Below are 16,550 nucleotides of genomic sequence, written 5' to 3'. Positions count from 1 at the left end.
GTCCGGCGCGTCGATATGATCGCCATACTTCCGTGTCGCGGGGTAGGGTTACGCTACTTCCATGCCGACGGCACGGGATAAGCCGTCCGCAAGCGGTAAGAGGGGGCTTGATGTCGAGGGATACGCTGAATTGGGGGGACGTCTCCGTGACGGGGCCACCCACGCCGGCCCGGGCCGGCGCAGCCAGCGGCAACGACCGAAGCGCGGCCGTGCCATCCGCCGGGCGCCATTCCTGGTCCGGCCTTGCACGCGGGGCCGACGCCGACCGTGTGGTCCGCGCCCTGACCGCGCCCGAGGGCATGGGTGTGGTTATCACCGGCGACCGCGGGGTGGGCAAGTCGCTCGTCGGACGGAGCGCCCTCGCCGCCTTCGGCCCGGATGTCTACACCCTCCAGCTCCGAAGCCCCGGCAACGGCACCGCCACCCCCTACGGCTGCCTGTCCTTCACGCTGGCCCGCCTTCCGCAAAGCTCCCTGGGCTCGCCGACGGCCATCCTGCATGGGATCACCTCGTTGATCCGGGATGACGCCGCCGGCCGCAAATGCGTCATCCTGCTCGATAACGCCGGCGCCCTGGACGAGCAGAGCACCGGGGTCCTGTTGAACCTGCTGCAGACCGGCACCGCCCGCCTGGTCGCCACCGCCCAGCGCACCACCGACCTCCCGCCGGACTTCTACTGGCTCATCACCTCAGGCCAGCTGGCCGAGGTCAGGCTCTCCGCCATGACCGAACTGGAGACCCGCAAGGTGCTGCAGGCAGCCCTGGGGCACCGGGTGTCCACAGCGCTGGCCAGCCAGCTGCACGAACTGGTCGGCGGCAGCCCCACCCTGCTGCAGGCCGTGGTCTCCGAACAGATCGAGCGCGGCAACCTGGTCCTCGCCGGCTCCGTGTGGACCCTGGTGGACGAGGTGGTCCTGGACGGCCGCACCGCCCTGGAGGATATCGTCCGGGCACGCTATGCCCGCGAGTCCCCGGAGGCCCGCGAGGTGATCGAGGTGCTTTCCTGCGCCCGGAGCATGTCACTGTCCCGGCTGGCCCGGATGTACGGCCCGTCCCTCATCGCGGACATGGAGGAGGCCGGCCAGATCGTCGTCGACCATACCGACCGGCACTTCGTCACCCTCGGCGACCGCTATCTGGGGGACATCGTCCGGAACTGGCTCAGTGTGGAACGCCGCCTGGAACTGCGGGACAAGGTCCCCGGTCACCGGGAAGAGGAGCTGGACGAGCTGACCGTCCAGGACCTGCTGGCGTATGCCGCCTGGACCCACGACTGCAACGCCGAACTGGCGCCCGCCCACGCCCTGGCCGCGGCGAAGGCCGCCGTGCGGCTCTTCGACCCAAAGTTCGCGCTCAAATGCGCCGGCAGCATCCGCTCCCGGGACCGCGAGTGGGCCGAGGGTCAACAGCAAAAGGCCGCCGCCTATCTCCAGCTGGGCCTGCCGCTGCAGGCAATGTCCGCCCTGGACGACATCTCCGAGGCCCAGCTGATGTCGCTGCCGCCGCGGGCGTTCGCCGACTTCATCGCCTCCAAGGCCGACTGCATGGCCTGGCTCGAGGACCGCTCCGGAAAGGTCCCGGAACTGCTCCGGCAGGCCCGGCTCCGGCTCCAGGAGTTCGGCCCCGACACCGACGACGACGGTCTGGCCTGCGCGGGCCTCTGCCTCGAGTTGTGTGAGTTCAACTACCTGTCCTTCATCGGCGACTACGTGCCCATGATGCAGCGCCTCCGGGACGCCGCCGAGAACACCGCGGCGGATGCCGTCGACCGCGACTTCCGGCTCCGGGCCGCCATCATCCTGATGGAGGCGCTTGGCATGACCGGCCGGGAACTCGAGGCCCGGTCCGTGATGCGGGACATCGCCGGCCAGCTGGGTGAGCGGGCCAACGTCCCGCGGCTCCGGGAAAACTTCGCCTGGCGGTCCTTCAACGTCCTCCTCCTGGCCGGACAGTGGCGCCAGAGCATCGACATGCTCAAGGATGCCAGCGGCCGGGCCGGGCACGGCCTGCACTCCGGCAGCGCCGCCACGGACCTCGCCGTCGGGCTCGCCTACGTCTACGCCGGCCGCGGCCACCTGGCCCTGGACCCGCTGCTGGCCGCGATCGCCCAGCTGGAGGTCCGTCCCAGTCTGCAGTCGCTGCGCCAGGCCTACGCCGCCGCGGCCTTCGCCTACGCCCAGATGGGTAACTCGGTCCAGGCCACGATCTACCTGGACCGGGCACGCTCCGCCGACGGACCGGGCCGGTTTGTCGTCAGCAGCTCAGCGGACTTCTGCATGGATATGGCTTCCCGCTGGCTCGGGGACCCTGACGCCAAGGACCGCCTGGTCCGCGCGGCCGAACGCTACGACCGGGACGGCCTCTACACCCTGGCCGGCATCAGCATGCTGGGCGCCACCGTCAACGGCACGGTCAAAGACTTCCTGTTCATGGAGGAAATCGCGGGCCGCCGGCAGGGCCAGCTGGCCGAACTGTCCCGGGTGGTGGCCGTCGGGAGCCGGACAAAAGATGCCGAGACCATGCTCGACGCCGCCGCACTGGCCGCCGCGCTGGAGCTCGACGCCGTCCAGGCCCGCTGCGCGGCGCTGGCGTTCGACTTCGCCCGGGGCGCCGGCCAGGCCAGCCTCGCCACCGCGGCGCACAGCATGCTGGAGTCCCTCACCGACTCGGTGCCGTCGCTGCCGGTGGTGCCCAGGAACAAGGGGCCGCTGCTGACCGACCGGGAACGGCAGATCGCGTCCCTGGCCGGCAACGGCGTCACAAACAAGGACATCGCCCAGGACATCGGCATCTCCGTCCGCACCGTCGAAGGCCACCTGTACCAGGTCTTCACGAAGCTCGGGGTGTCCTCGCGGAGTGATCTGCTTGGACTCATCTAAGGCCGCCGCCGGCTCCCGGGAGACGCGGGGCGCGGGCCTGACCGGCAGGGCCGAAGACCTGCGCGCCGCGGCCGAGGCCCTGCGGGGCGGCATGCACGTGGCCGTGCTGCTGGTGGGCGAACACGGGATCGGCAAGTCCACCCTGATGGAGGCCGTCGCCACCGAGCTACGGGACGAGGTCACGGCCGTGCGCCTGCACGGGAGCCCGGCCCTGGGCAACGTCCCCTACGGTGTCCTCGCGCCCTACATTGTGGAGCTTCCGGTGGAGGAAGCCACGTCGCAGCTGGCCGTGCTGCGGACCTTCTGGAGCCACCTGGAGGCCCAGCGGCGGGTCACCGGCCAGCCGCTGCTCCTGATCGTCGACGACGCCCACGACCTGGACGAGGCCACCGCCTCGGTGCTCGTGGAGCTCGCGGCGGCGGGCTGGGCGAAGCTGCTGGTCAGCGCGGCCGTCCGACCGGGACTGCCCACCCCGCTGCTGGAGCTCTGGTTCGAGGGAATCGCGGAGCGGCACGACCTGCGACCGTTGACCCTCGAACAGACGCAGGACTTCCTGGCCGAGCGGCTCGGCCCGCAGGTGCTGCCGAGCGCCGCGGAAATGCTCTGGCACGCCTCGGCCGGGAACCCGCTGCTGCTGACCTGCCTGATCGACGACGCCCGGAACGACGGCACGCTCAAGCAACACAACGGCGTCTGGCTCCTCACCCGGGTCCTGAACAGCCACGGCGAGCGGCTCACCGACGTCGTGCGCCGGCAGCTGCTCCGCCTCTCAGCGGACGAGCGCACCGCCCTGAACCTGGTGGCACTCTCCGAGCCGGTGTCCCGGAAACTCGTCGAGGCCATGGTGGACGAGGACACGGTCGCGGGACTGGTCGAACAGGAACTGCTCCGGGTGACCGACGCGGCAGAGCCGGAGCTGCGGCTCTGGCACACCACCTACGGCGACACCCTGCGAAACCTCGTCTCGCCGGCCCGCAGCCTCCAGCTCCGGCAGGGCCTGCTCCGCCTGATGGACCGGGAACCGGCCAGTGCCGAGGGGCTGCTCCGCCAGGTGAGCTGGTCGCTGGAGTGCGGCATGGAGGTCGGCGACCGTCAGCTGCTGCGCGCCGCCGCGCTGGCCAGCGGACTCTTCGAGGACGACCTCGCCCGCCGGGCAGCCGGCCAGGTGAAGGACCCGGACCTGCGCATGGCGGGACGGGCGATCGTCGCACGCACGTACTACAACACCGCAAACCACGCCGCCGCCCGGGACATCCTGGAGGCGGACTTCGGCCGGGGCGGCACCGTCACGGGCCTGCTCTCCGGCACGTTGCTGTGGGCGGCCGTCCTCACCGCCCTTGGGCATAAGCCGGCCGAGATCGTCCGGCGCTCGGAGGAGTTGCTGGCCGCGGGGGAGCGGCTCGCCGGGGAGCGCCCGGCGGAGGCGGACGGCATCCGGGCCGCGACCGCCGCGCGGGTCCGCTCCCTGCGTGCGCTGGCGCGGGCGCTGGCGGGCGAACGCGAGGACGACGGCGGCGCGGAGCCCGGCGGGTCCTTCTCCGCCACGGCTGCGGCGGGTGAGGAGCTCCCGGACAACCACCTGGAGCGCGCCTTCGAGCTGGCCCTGGCAGCCGAGCAGCTGCTGGTCCGGGGAAAAACCGAGGACGCCTACGCGGCCGCGACCCAGGGGATCGAGGCCGCCGGGAGAGCCGACGAGGAGGTGTCCTTCCTCACCGACTTCCTGGCCGTCCGGGCCGCCACGCCGATGGTCCACGGGGGAAACTGGAGCGGCGCCGAGGGACTGCTCGGCGGGTTCTCGGCCAGCTACGGGGCCAGCCTGATCGCCTTCGGCGGCGGCGTCCACACCGCGGCCGGGATCATGCTGCTCTACCAGGGCCGTGCCGCCGAAGCGAAGAAGACGCTGCGGGTAGGCCTTGAGGCCCTGCGGATCGCCGATGCCCAGCAGCTCTTCGCCCTGACCGCGGCCATGGCGTTCGCCGCCGCGGCGGAGGTGGGGGCCAAGAGCAAGGCCGCGGGGCTGCTGGCGGACTACGAATCCGCCAGGCCGCCGGCCTCCCGCTACCTGCGCACCCTCGCCGCGATGGCGGTGATCTACGGGAAAGGCAGGCTGGAAGACCACCCGGATGCCATCGGCGAGCTCCGGAGGCTTGGGGAGTCCACGGGACCCGAGGGCGCCGGGCTCGAGTTCGAGTCGCTGGCCTGGCGGCTGGCCCTCGGCGACAAGAGCGCCGCGGCACGGCTACGGGAACTCGAACCGGAACTGGACGGCCCGCGCCCGGCGGCGGTCTGCGCCTACGCCGCGGCGCTGGGCACCGGGGACGCCGGCGAGCTGCTGACGGCTGCCAAGGGCTGCGAGGAGGCCGAGCTGTGGGGTTTCGCGGCGCAGGCCTACGACGACGCCGCCGCCGCGTACCGCGAGACGGGGGACACCCTGCGGGAACGGGTCGCGGCCGCGCAGCGCCAGCGCTGCCGTGACCGCGCTTCCAGCACTCCGGGTCAGGAAGCGGAGGCGCAGGACGGTGCCCTGGCACTGCTCACACGGCGTGAACGGGACATCGTCGCCCGCGCCGTCCGCGGCCTGAGCGACCGCCAGATCGCCGCCGAACTGCAGGTCTCCGTCCGCACCGTGGAGGGCCACCTCTACCGCAGCTATGCCAAGCTGAACATCAAGGGCCGCGAGGACCTGCGCCGCCTCTCCGCCGACGACTGACCCGGAATCCGCCACAGTTTCGCGTGCGGCCCGCCGGGCCCCGCAACTACTGGACCTAGCACCGGACAGGCCGCCGGACCCGCCGACAACCGGATACGTACCCGGTGACGCGGCCCGGCGGGGGACTACTTGGTCCATCCCGGGGCCTCCGGTCAACGAATTGAGTACACCCAAGTAAGGGCCTCCGAATACCTGCCTTCCAATCGGGTACTACTTACGGGTGTCATCGTTGGGGCTCATCCATACGGTGGAGCTATCACTGGCTATCCATTGATTGCGAAGGTCTCTCCCATGTTTCAGCATGACACCGGCGTGCCCGCCGGCAGCGGTAAAACAGATGTGATTCCACCCGCGCTCCATGCCGCCGGCGGGCGGCCCGACAAACAACAAACCCGCCAGCACATTATTGACGACGTCGTGGAAACCTTGACCTCCGGGTCCGGTTGCGGCGTCGTTTTGGTAGGCGAGCACGGCGCCGGCAAGTCCTTCATCGCCCAGCGTGCGCTGGAGCAGCTGGGGGAGGACTACCTGGTGGTCCAGGTCCGCGGCAGCTCAATCTCCTCGAAGCTGCCCTATGGGGCGCTCAGCGTGCTGCTCAACGACCTCGACTCCTCCCACCTTGAACACCCGCTCATGGTCCTGCGCGGCCTGACCCAGCTGCTCCACGCCAAGGCCCAGGGCCGCACCATCGCCCTGTTCGTGGACAACGCCCACGACCTGGACGACCTCTCCTGCATGATGGTGGCCCAGCTTAGCGCCGGCGGCCACGTGACCCTGCTGGCCGCCTGCGTCGACCTGCCGCATGTCGGCGGCGACATCATGGGCCTGTGGAAGGACGACCTCCTGCGCCGCGTGGACCTGGAGCCGTTCGACTTCGCCGAGACCACGGCCACCCTCAACCAGGAGTACGGCGGCCAGTTCTCGCACGCCGCGGCCCGCGCCCTCTGGACCGCCAGCGGCGGCAACGCACTCTTCCTGCACTCCCTGGCCCGCGAACAGATCAAGCTGGGTGCGATCGCCAAGCAGGACGGCACCTGGGTCCTCGGCCGCCGTCCGATCTCGCTCACCGGCGAGGTCCGGGACGTGGTGAAGGCCCGCCTGAACCGGCTCAGCCCCGGCCAGCGGGACGTCTTCGAGCTGCTGGCGCTCGCCGGTGCCGTGCCCCTGCAGACGCTCATGAGCATTTTCAACCCCCACGACATGGACACCCTCCAGGAACGCGGCCTGATCCAGGTCAGCCACGAGCACCCGCCGACCGTTCGGGTCTCCAACACCGTGACCGCAGCCATCGTCGGAAGCGTCGTCCCCCCGGGCCGCAGCGCCGAACTGCGGCGCCGCCTCACCGCGGTGCAGGAAACCGCCAACAGCCTCGAACCCGGTGGCCCCACCGGAGTGGCCTGGGCTCTGGACTGCGGCGAACAAATCAGCCCGGAGCTGGCCCTCGCGGCGGCCCGGCGCGCCAACGACTCCTCCGATCCCGCCGCCGCCCTGCGCTTCCTGCATGCGGTCGAGGAACTGGCGGAGATGCCCGCGGCCGTCATCGAGGCCGCCAGGGCCCATCTGGGCCTTGGCAACGACGAGGCCGCACGCCGGCTGCTGCACCCGCTGGTTAGCGGCCAGGGGTCCGACCTGACCGCGCCGGAGTGGGTGGGCGTCAATATCCTGCTCGCCGAGCTGGAACACCGCAGCCCCGGGACGGCCCCCGCGGCCTCCGGACGGGTGCTGGACCTGCGTCCGTCGCTCGCGGCCCGGCCGGACGCGGACACCGACGCCGGACACCGCGCGGCGGCGCAGCTTCGACTGGCCGAAGCCCGGCTGGCCGTCCACGAGGGCCGGTACACCGACGTGCTGGCCATGCGCGAGGACCTCGACGTCGCAGACCTCGGCACAGAATCGGGCGTCGTCGCCGGCGGACTGCTCTGCGAGGCCATGGCGGTGACCGGCAACGTCCTGGGCGCCAGCGGCCTGGCCAAGCAGGTCCTCTCCGCCGCGGCCGCGGTCCCCATGACAGACCGGAACCTGCGCGAACTCCGCGGCCGGATGCTCCTGCTGATGCTGCTCTCCGCCCGGTTCAAGGAGGCCGGCGAGTTCCTGACCCTCACCTCCGAGGTGCCGGACCCGCATTGCCGCCTGGGCGGCATGTTCGAGATCGGCCAGGGACTCATCAGCCTGCACGCCGGCCGGCTCGAGGAGGCCCTGCACAGCCTCGAAGCCGGGCTCTGGCAGCTGCGGACCAACGACCGGGACGCCTTCACCGGGCTCGCGACGGCAGCCTGCGCCTACGCCAACGGCCTGCACGGCAACGCCGACGAAGCAGCGATCCAGTTGGCGGAACTCTCCGCCCTGGAGCAACCGGCTCCCTGGCTCACCGCGCGGCTCACCCGCTACTTCGAGCTGGGCGCCACCGCGGAACTGGGCCAGCGGGCCGCGGCGATCCGCTCCCTGGGCGTCGAGGCGGACGCCGACTTCGAGGCGGGAGCGGTGGCCACCGCGCTGTTGTTCCAGTCCGCCGCCGCGCGGCTCGGCGACCGCCAGGCCAGCCAGAAGCTCGGCGGCCTGGCCGGCAGCGTCACGGGCCAGTTCGCGATGCTCTGCCTGCGCCTGGCCAACGGCGTCAAGGACGCCGCCAGCGAGGCGCTGCTGACCGTGGCCAAGGACGCCGACGCCGCGGGAGACGCAGTCTTCGCCCGGGACGTGGCACGCAAGGCCGTCACCTGCGCCAACGACGCCGGCAACCGGATCGCCCTCCGGGTCGCCCAGCGCACCGAGCACATGCTGGACGAACGCTTCGGCGGGCCCCGCAACGGCGTCCAGGCCCTGACCTCGTCCATCCTCACGGCACGCGAGTGCGAGGTCGCGGTCCGGGCCGCGGCCGGGACGTCGAACCGCAAGATCGCCGAACAGATGCAGGTCTCGGTCCGGACCGTGGAAGGCCATCTCTACCAGGTGTACGCCAAGCTGCACCTCGCGAGCCGGTCCGAACTCAAAGATGCCATCGCCGGAACCACCGGCAACGCCCGCATCGGCTAGCGGGGCGCCACAGCTCATCGGGCCTGGCGGCCGCCAGCCGCCAGCCGCCAGCGGGGAAAGGACCTGGGTGGAAAGCCTCACGGACCAGATGGCGCTCATCGGCAGGTCCGGTGTCGTCCGGGACGCCGTGGCGTGCCTGCGCGACGAGGAACGCTCCGGGGCGCTTCTCGTCGGCGTCGCCGGGTCCGGGAAAACCGCCGTTGTGCGGGAGATCCTGCGTGAACTTCCCGTCCGCGGCGAGGTGATCCGGCTCGCCCCGACGGCGATGCTCTCCGCCGTGCCGTTCGGCGCCCTCGGCCCCGTCCTGACCGACCTTCCGGTGCACGACCTCGATTCCTCTGCCGCCGTCGCGCGGGCCTTCACGAAGCGCCTGAAGGGCAGCCCCGCCCCGCCCCTCTTTGTCATCGACGACGCCCAGGACCTGGACGCCGGGACGGTGCGGCTGATCGCCCAGGCCGTGGCGACCGGGGCCGCCCGGCTGTTGGCCGCCTGCCGGACCGGCCCGTCCACGCCTGAGGAATTCCTGGCCCTCTGGGACGACGGCTTGATCGCCAAGTACGACCTCGGCCCGCTCACCCGCTCCGAGGTGCACCAGTTCTGCGAGCAGGCGCTGCGCGCGGACGTCTCGCCCTGGCTCAGCGAACTCTTCGGCACGGTGACCGCCGGGCTACCGGCCCTGCTCATGTCCCTGCTCCGGCACGCCCAAAAAACCGGCTCCATCGGGCTGCGCCGGGGTACCTGGATCCTCCTGGCGCCCCCCGATCTGGCCCAGGTGCCGGCCGCGGACCTGGTGGACCACCGGGTGCGGTCCCTGCCCGCCGAGGAACAGACAGTGGCCGCGATCGTCTCCCTCGCCGGACCGCTCTCGCTCGGAGAGATCCTGCGCTTCAGCAACCCCAAGACCGTCGACGCCCTCGAAATGGCGGGGATCATTGCCGTCTCCCGGGACCAGGAGCGGCTGGTCCGGCCGGCAAGCCCCATGGTGGGCGAGATCGTCCGCGGCCGGGTCCCCGCCGGACGGAGCGCCGGGCTGCGGGCCAGCCTGCTGCAGCTGCCGGGCTTCAGCGACGGCCATCCCGAGGCCTACCTCAACAGGTTGCGCTGGGCGCTCGACGCCGGCGCCGAGCTCGCCCCCGGAGACCTGGTGTACGGCGCCGCGAGAGCGAACGCCGCCCTCGACGCCGTCACCGCGCTTCGTGCCGCCACCGCTGCCGTCGGGGGTGACCGCGCGCCGGAGGCGAAGATCCAGCTGGCCTACGCGCAGTATCTCCTGGGCCGGACGGAGGCCGCCGCCGGGCAGCTGAGGTCCGCCGGGGCCGTTCCCTACGGCCGGCCCTCCTACCTGGCGGCCCTCCTCGCCGCGCGGCTGGGAGGAGCCGCCCCGGAGACAGGCACGGCAGGCCCGGCAGGCGACGGCGACGTCGCAAGGGAGAAGGACACCTCGGGGGACCGGGGCACCGCCGGGGAGTGGTCCGGTTCCGAGGCGCCCGGTCTCGCCGCACAGTTGCTGCTGGGTCCGGACGACGACCCCGCCGGGGAGCTGCAGCGCCGCTGGACAGCCCTGGCCAACCTCCCCGGCGTGCCGGAGGAGCTGGGCGTCCCGGCTGCGTTCCGGGTGGCGGAGCTGCAGTCGGTCCGGGGGCTGGTGGTGACAGGGCTCGGGACGGACCGGCAGGCCTGGCCGCAGGCGGGCCCGGCGACGGCTGCGTTGCCCCTCGTGCGTGAGGATTTGCTCGCCCGGCATTGCCTGAACCTGGTCCGGGCGGGGGAGTGGGACGAACTCGCCGCCGCCGTCGACGGCTACGCCGCGGCCCTGCCCTTCCGGCTGCTCTACAGCGGCGGTCTGCTGCACCTGGTGCGCGGCTTCTCCCGCCTGCGCCAGGGCCGGTTCCCGGAGAGCCTGGCCGAACTGCTGATCGGGGTCGAGGAGCTGACCGTCGCCGACCCGTGGCGGCTGCGTCCGCTGGCCCACGCGCTCGCGGCCTACGCCGCCTTCGTCGTCGGCCGGAACGACGACGCCGCCGCCAACGCGCGCGCCTACCGTGCGGAACCGCTGGGCGGTCCGGCCCCGCTGCGGCTGCTCGCCGACGCCTACTGCACCGCCGCGGACGACGCCGGCGCCGGCCCCGCCGCGCGGCAGCACCGGCTGGACCGGCTGGCGGACGGTGCCCGGGACCGTGGCCTGTTCGGCGTCGAGACGGAGGTCCGGCGCCTGGCCGTGCGCGACGGCGACCCGGCCGCCGCGGAGGCGCTGGCCCGCAGCAGCGCCGCGATCGAGGGTCCCGAGGGCTCCCTGCTGCGTGCCTTCGCCCGCGCCGTGGCCGACTCGGACACCACCGCGCTCAGTTCCCTCAGCGACGAGGCGCTGGCGGCCGGCTACCTGCTCCTGGCCCTGGAGGCCGCCCAGCAGGCTGCCCGCTGCCTGGAAAACGATCCGCACAAGTGGAAGCTGACGGTGGTCCAGCGCAAGGTCCACCACCGCATGGTCGCGGCCGGGATGTCGGAGAGCATCAACATTGTCCACGGGGACCACCACGCGGACCTGACGGCCCGCGAGGCCGAGATCCTCCGGTTGGTCAGCCAGGGCGCCAGCAACGTCGAGATCGCCGCCGCACTGACCCTCTCCACCCGCACGGTGGAAGGGCACCTGTACCGGGTCTTCGCCAAACTTGGTGTCAGCCGGCGCTCCGAACTCGTCGACGCGGAACCGGACATCCTCACCCCTCCGGGATCCGGATTCGGGCCGGGGACGAGGCCGCCGGGAGGTCCTGCGTAGTTCCCGGCCGGCGCTCCGGCCGGCCGGGAGTACGCCTAAGTAGTTCGGCAGGGTAGCGGCCGAGGGAAGTCGGGTAAGTCCTACTCGTGTGGAGCACCGCCGGGATTTGATTAACTTGACTCAGTCAAGGGAACGGCCCGAAAGGACAACGCTCCACAAACTTGGCTTTCGCTTCATCCGGCTTCCCTCGATGGAACCGTACGGTGCCCGCAAACGGCAGCCGTACCCCTCAGACGGAGCCGGCGGCGTCAGAGCCTTCTGAGACCGAGGCTCTCCCCCCAGCCGCCGCCGGCTCCCTTTACGGTCTCCCGCCAGGTTCATCCGGCGGCAGACGCAGGAATCAAACGCCCCGCCCGGGAACCCAAGGCCCGCCGGCGGGGCGTTTGGCTGCCCGGGAGTGCCCCGCGTTCCGACGGTCAGTTCCGGCGGTAAGGGGGCCCTCCGTGGGGCATCCGGCCGGGCCGTGGAATAATTAGGCTAAATCTGTGTAACGTAATCGGCCCGCCCACGCCGCGCTCACCCGCCGGGCGGACCCGACGCAGCGACTGCCGATCAGGAGTTCCACCCATGGTTGCACCACCAGCCCACCTGCCCAGCCCGGCCCCGGCCCTGGGGAACGACGAGGTCCTGAGGATCCGCAACGACTTCCCGATCCTCAACCGGCCCGTAAACGGCCAGCCGCTGGTGTACCTGGACTCCGGGGCCACCTCGCAGAACCCCATCAGCGTCCTCGAGGCCGAGCAGGAGTTCTACGAGCAGCGCAACGCCGCCGTGCACCGCGGTGCCCACCACCTGGCCGTGGAGGCCACAGACGTCTTCGAGGACGCCCGGGAAACCGTTGCCGCGTTCATCGGCGCCGGCGACGACGAACTGATCTGGACCTCGAACGCCACCGAGGGCCTGAACCTGCTCAGCTACTCCTTCCTCAACGCCTCCCTGCCCGGCGCCCCCGCGGAGGCTGCCCGGTTCGCCCTGGGGACCGGTGACCGGATCGTCGTCACCGAGATGGAGCACCACGCCAACCTCATCCCGTGGCAGCAGCTCGCCGCCCGGACCGGCGCCACCCTGGACTACATCCCCGTGGACGACGCCGGTGCCCTGGACCTGGAGGCCGCCGCCCGGCTGATCGGCCCCCGCACCCGGGTCCTGGCCTTCACCCACGCCTCCAACGTCCTCGGCACCATCAACCCCGTCGCCGACCTCGTCGCGCTGGCCCGGGCCGCCGGCGCGCTTGTGGTCCTCGACGCCTGCCAGTCGGCCCCGCACCTGGAACTGGACGTCAAGGCCCTGGACGTGGACTTCGCCGTCTTCTCCGGCCACAAGATGCTTGGGCCCACCGGGATCGGCGGCCTCTACGGGCGCTCGGAGCTGCTCAACGCCATGCCGCCGTTCCTCACCGGCGGGTCCATGATCACCACGGTCACCATGGACCGCGCCGGCTTCCTGCCCAGCCCGCAGCGCTTCGAGGCCGGCACGCAGCGGATCTCCCAGGCGGTGGCGCTCGCGGCCGCGGCGAACTACCTGACCGAGACCGGCCTGGCCCGGATCCATGCCTGGGAGGCCACGCTCGGCCAGCGGCTCGTCGAGGGCCTCGAGGCGATCCCCGGTATCCGCGTGCTCGGCCCCGCCGCCGGCCGGGAACGGATCGGCCTGGCCGCGTTTGACGTCGCCGGCGTCCACGCCCACGACGTCGGGCAGTTCCTGGACAGCCGCGGCATCGCCGTGCGCGTGGGCCACCACTGCGCCCAGCCGCTGCACCGCCGCCTGGGCCTGACGGCGAGCACCCGCGCCAGCACCTACCTGTACAACACCACCGACGACGTCGACGCGTTCCTGGACGCCGTCGCCGGCGTCCGTCCCTACTTCAAAGCCTGAGGACCGCCCGTGAGCCTTGACCAGCTGTACCAACAAATCATCCTCGAGCACGCCAAGGAACGGCACGGCAACGGCCTGGACGCGGGGGCGGAGTACCCCGCGGGTGCCGCGTCCGGCCAGTCACACCAGCTGAATCCGACCTGCGGCGACGAGATCACCGTGCGGGTGTCCGTGGCCGGCGGGAAGGTCAGCGACCTCCGCTGGGACGGTGAGGGGTGCTCGATCTCGATGGCGTCCGCCTCGGTCCTGACCGAGCTCGCCGAGGACCTGGACACGGCCGAACTGCAGCGAATCATCGACAGCTTCCGTGAGGTGCTGCGCTCCCGCGGCAAGGTGGCCGCGGATCCGGAGATCCTCGGCGACGCCGCCGCGTTCGAGGGTGTGTCCCGCTACGCCGCGCGGGTCAAGTGCGCCATGCTCTCCTGGGTTGCCGCCGAGGACGCCCTCACCCAGGCGCTGGGCCGGCAGGAGAGCTAAGGCACGTAGCTGGCGATGATGCCGAAGAGCAGGGCGACCATGGCCAGCGCGGTGTACATCGACCAGTTCCGTCCGCCCGGCTTCCGGTGGCTGCCGTGCCAGACGCGTTCCATTCCATCCATGTCCATAGCACCATTGGACGGCGGGCCGGCGGCCGGAAACAGCGTGCGGTCCACGCAATAAAAGACCCGGCCGCCGCTTACGTGAGCGGGTTACCTACTCACATTTCGCGACGGCCGGGTGGAGGCCTGAAGGGACCGCGGAATCAGAAGAGACCGGCGATCCCGATCCCGGCCGTGGCCGCGCCGAGCACCATCGAGATGCTGACCAGCACCACGTGCACGGTCAGGAACCGGGTGGCCTTGCCGTTGGCGTCACGGGCCCGCGGATCGTTGCGCACGCGGCGCAGGAACTGCGGCCAGACCACCAGCGACCAGATGCCGGCGATGATCAGGACGACGGCGGCGAGGACGGGAAGCTCCATGGCCTAGTGGCTTTCGAGCCAGGCCTGCGCCTGGGTGGCCTGGATGTTCAGGGCCTTGCCGACCATCGGCTCGGCGGCGTCAGCGATCTTCCCGCCGAGGAACGGCACGGAGGAGGACACGGTGCCCTCCAGTTCGATCCGGGTGCTGCCGCCCTCGGCCACGAGCCGCTGCACGGCGTTGACGTCCAGCGGGGCGCCGGCGACCTTGAGGGAGATGTTGCTTTCGCGCGAACCGTCGGCCGCCGGGGCGCCCCAGCTCTCGAGCTGGGTGACCTTCAGGCTCTCGCCGACGAACTTCCGGGCGATGTCCGGCATCCGGGTGGTGGGGATGGTGCGCACCGTGGTGGTGTTGAACGCGCCGGCCGGATCGCCGTCGACGGCGAACGATTCCAGGGTGCCGCCGACCAGTTCACTGGTGTGGCGCAGGAAGTCCTCGTTGGCGAAGACTGCCGTGACACTCTCGACGGTGTGGGGAAGGGTGGTGGATGCGCTCAGGGCCATTAGGGTCCTCCAGGGGGTGGAAGGGGTCGTTTCGGGCTCCCAACATCTTACGCGTTGGGTCCGGCCGGTTCCGATTCGGCCTTCGTTTCCCGCTCCGGTTGGGTCCCGGGGTCCGTCCCGGGCTCTGTCTCTGCGAGGCGTTGGGCCGCGGCCGCGATGTTCCGCGACATGGCGGGGAAAATGAGGCTGTGGAACGGCAGCACGGCCAGCCAGTAGAGCTTGCCGCTGAGGCCCTTGGGGAAGAAGATGGCCCGCTGCCGGTAGAGGCTGCCGTTGCCCTCCGGTTCCACCATGAGCTCCAGCCAGGCCCGGCCCGGGGCGCGCATCTCGGCGCGGAGGCGGAGCAGCCGGCCGCGGTCGATCCGCTCGACCCGCCACCAGTCCACCACTTCGCCCTCGGCCAGCAGCCGCGGGTGGCGCCGGCCGCGGGCCAGCCCTGCCCCGCCGGTCAGCTTGTCCAGCCAGCCGCGCACGCTCCACGCCAGCGGCAGGGAGTACCAGCCGTTCTGCCCGCCGATGCCCTCGATGATGGTCCAGACGTGCTCCGGGGCCGCCGGGCTGGAGTAGCTGCGCTCGTCCACGTAGACCCGGTGCCCGGCCCACTCCGGGTCGCTTGGCAGCGGGTCGGCGTCGGCGCCCGCGTTCGCCCAGGTGGTCTCCACCTGCCCGTCGCGTTCCCGGCCCAGGGCCAGGGCAACGGCGCGGCGGTAGGGGGTCAGGCCGCCCTCGGGCAGCGGGATGTAGTCATCGATGTCGTGTTCGCGCGCCACGGCGTCGTGCTGCAGCGATTCCACCAGCGGCAGCGACATGGACAGCGGAATCGGGGTGGTCAGGGCCACCCACATGCCGGCCAGCTTCGGGGCCGGGACCGGCAGGGCCAGCACCATCCGGTAGGGCAGCCCGGCCTCCGCGGCGTACTCCTGCATCATCCCGGCGTAGCTGAGCACCTGCCGGGAGCCGATGTCGAAGGTGCGGTTGATCGGGCCGTCCAGCGAGGCGGCGCCGACCAGGTAGTAGAGCACGTCGCGCACGGCGATGGCCTCGATCTTGTTCCGGACCCAGCTGGGGGCGGGCATCAGCGGCAGCGTCTCGGACAGGTGCCGGATCATCTCGAAGGACGCGGAGCCGGAGCCGATCACCACGCCGGCCTGGAAGACGACGGCGTCCACGGGGCTGTCCAGGAAGATCTTGCCCACGGCCTCGCGGGAGCGCATGTGGGTGGAGAGTTCGGCTCCGGAGGGGTGCAGGCCGCCGAGGTAGACGATCCGGTCCACGCCGGCGGACTCGGCCGCCTCCGCGGTGAGGGCCGCCATCTCCTTTTCCTTGGCCTCGAAGCCGGAGCCGCCGGCCATCGAGTGGACCAGGTAGTAGAGGACGTCGACGCCGGCCAGGGCTGCCCTGAGTGCCGCGCCGTCGTCGAGGCTGCTCTGCACCACCTCCACCTGCTCCAGCCAGGGAACGCCCGCGATCTTCGCCGGCGTCCGGACCAGGACCTTGACCTTGTGCCCGGCCTCCAGCAGCCGGGGGACCAGCCGGCCGCCGATGTAGCCGGTGGCGCCGGTGACCAGGACCGTCTTCGGGTGCGGGGTAGGGGGGATGCCGGTCATTGCGGGTGGCTCCTTCTCGTTGCGGATATTAGCCATTCGGAGCGGCGGGGCCGCCGGACGTCCCTGCTGCCATGGGACAGGCGTGGCAGGGAGCCGGAACGGGCCGGGCCCGTCCTGCCAGCTTAGCCCCCGGGTGCCCGGTCGGCTCCGGTGGCGGTAGGCTGGAATCACCCGGGATTCTTGCGAATTCCGGGTATTCGTGTTGCCTGCA

General features: G+C 71.6%; 10 protein-coding genes. 6 read left to right on the top strand and 4 right to left on the bottom strand.

Going from position 1 to position 16,550, the window contains the following annotated elements; genetic code table 11:
• The first annotated feature begins 146 nt into the window (after nucleotides 1-146).
• The 6 genes from ABC337_RS02810 (at nucleotide 147) to sufU (ending at nucleotide 13,747) form a co-directional block, all read left to right on the top strand.
• Nucleotides 147-2,879 (top strand): helix-turn-helix transcriptional regulator, encoded by a 2,733-nt coding sequence (locus ABC337_RS02810; RefSeq protein ID WP_412882458.1) that lies wholly within the window; start codon nucleotides 147-149, stop codon nucleotides 2,877-2,879.
• The gene (locus tag ABC337_RS02805) at nucleotides 2,866-5,589 is read left to right on the top strand and encodes a helix-turn-helix transcriptional regulator (RefSeq protein WP_412882459.1); all 2,724 of its coding nucleotides are present in this window, start codon (nucleotides 2,866-2,868) and stop codon (nucleotides 5,587-5,589) included. The genes ABC337_RS02810 and ABC337_RS02805 overlap by 14 nt, the downstream gene beginning before the upstream one ends.
• Nucleotides 5,590-5,880: 291 nt before the next feature.
• Entirely contained in the window at nucleotides 5,881-8,619 is a 2,739-nt protein-coding gene (locus ABC337_RS02800; protein ID WP_412882460.1) for a helix-turn-helix transcriptional regulator, read from the top strand.
• A 67-nt stretch (nucleotides 8,620-8,686) separates the two neighbouring features.
• Complete coding sequence (locus ABC337_RS02795; protein ID WP_412882461.1) at nucleotides 8,687-11,395, top strand: LuxR C-terminal-related transcriptional regulator; 2,709 nt, start codon at nucleotides 8,687-8,689, stop codon at nucleotides 11,393-11,395.
• Between the two features lie 567 nt (nucleotides 11,396-11,962).
• Nucleotides 11,963-13,270, top strand: a complete 1,308-nt coding sequence (locus tag ABC337_RS02790; RefSeq protein ID WP_412882462.1) for an aminotransferase class V-fold PLP-dependent enzyme — start codon at nucleotides 11,963-11,965, stop codon at nucleotides 13,268-13,270.
• A gap of 9 nt (nucleotides 13,271-13,279) precedes the next feature.
• Nucleotides 13,280-13,747 (top strand): Fe-S cluster assembly sulfur transfer protein SufU, encoded by a 468-nt coding sequence (sufU, locus tag ABC337_RS02785; RefSeq protein WP_412882463.1) that lies wholly within the window; start codon nucleotides 13,280-13,282, stop codon nucleotides 13,745-13,747.
• Here sufU and ABC337_RS02780 read toward each other — a convergent pair.
• The 4 genes from ABC337_RS02780 to ABC337_RS02765 form a co-directional block, all read right to left on the bottom strand.
• Nucleotides 13,744-13,875 carry a hypothetical protein gene (locus ABC337_RS02780; protein WP_412882464.1) on the bottom strand — a complete coding sequence of 44 codons (132 nt, stop codon included), beginning with the start codon at nucleotides 13,873-13,875 and terminating at the stop codon, nucleotides 13,744-13,746. The two genes, sufU and ABC337_RS02780, sit on opposite strands and share 4 nt — an antisense overlap.
• Nucleotides 13,876-14,012: 137 nt before the next feature.
• Nucleotides 14,013-14,231: an SCO4848 family membrane protein gene (locus ABC337_RS02775; RefSeq protein ID WP_290258502.1), complete on the bottom strand. Its 219-nt coding sequence runs from the start codon at nucleotides 14,229-14,231 to the stop codon at nucleotides 14,013-14,015.
• A 3-nt stretch (nucleotides 14,232-14,234) separates the two neighbouring features.
• Complete coding sequence (locus ABC337_RS02770; RefSeq protein ID WP_412882465.1) at nucleotides 14,235-14,732, bottom strand: DUF2505 domain-containing protein; 498 nt, start codon at nucleotides 14,730-14,732, stop codon at nucleotides 14,235-14,237.
• Between the two features lie 47 nt (nucleotides 14,733-14,779).
• Nucleotides 14,780-16,339 (bottom strand): SDR family oxidoreductase, encoded by a 1,560-nt coding sequence (locus ABC337_RS02765; protein ID WP_412882466.1) that lies wholly within the window; start codon nucleotides 16,337-16,339, stop codon nucleotides 14,780-14,782.
• Between the last annotated feature and the right edge of the window lie 211 nt (nucleotides 16,340-16,550).

The organism is Arthrobacter phoenicis (assembly GCF_047238215.1).
Classification (GTDB): domain Bacteria; phylum Actinomycetota; class Actinomycetes; order Actinomycetales; family Micrococcaceae; genus Arthrobacter.
Note: the sequence above shows the minus strand (reverse complement) of the source record. Positions and strands in the feature narration are given on the sequence as shown.

What these genes read in the sequence shown, in the direction of transcription:
- ABC337_RS02765 (WP_412882466.1), bottom strand. Translation starts at nt 16,339, where the DNA reads ATGACCGGCATCCCCCCTACCCCGCACCCGAAGACGGTCCTGGTCACC.
- ABC337_RS02770 (WP_412882465.1), bottom strand. Translation starts at nt 14,732, where the DNA reads ATGGCCCTGAGCGCATCCACCACCCTTCCCCACACCGTCGAGAGTGTC.
- ABC337_RS02790 (WP_412882462.1), top strand. Translation starts at nt 11,963, where the DNA reads ATGGTTGCACCACCAGCCCACCTGCCCAGCCCGGCCCCGGCCCTGGGG.
- ABC337_RS02775 (WP_290258502.1), bottom strand. Translation starts at nt 14,231, where the DNA reads ATGGAGCTTCCCGTCCTCGCCGCCGTCGTCCTGATCATCGCCGGCATC.
- ABC337_RS02780 (WP_412882464.1), bottom strand. Translation starts at nt 13,875, where the DNA reads ATGGACATGGATGGAATGGAACGCGTCTGGCACGGCAGCCACCGGAAG.
- ABC337_RS02800 (WP_412882460.1), top strand. Translation starts at nt 5,881, where the DNA reads ATGTTTCAGCATGACACCGGCGTGCCCGCCGGCAGCGGTAAAACAGAT.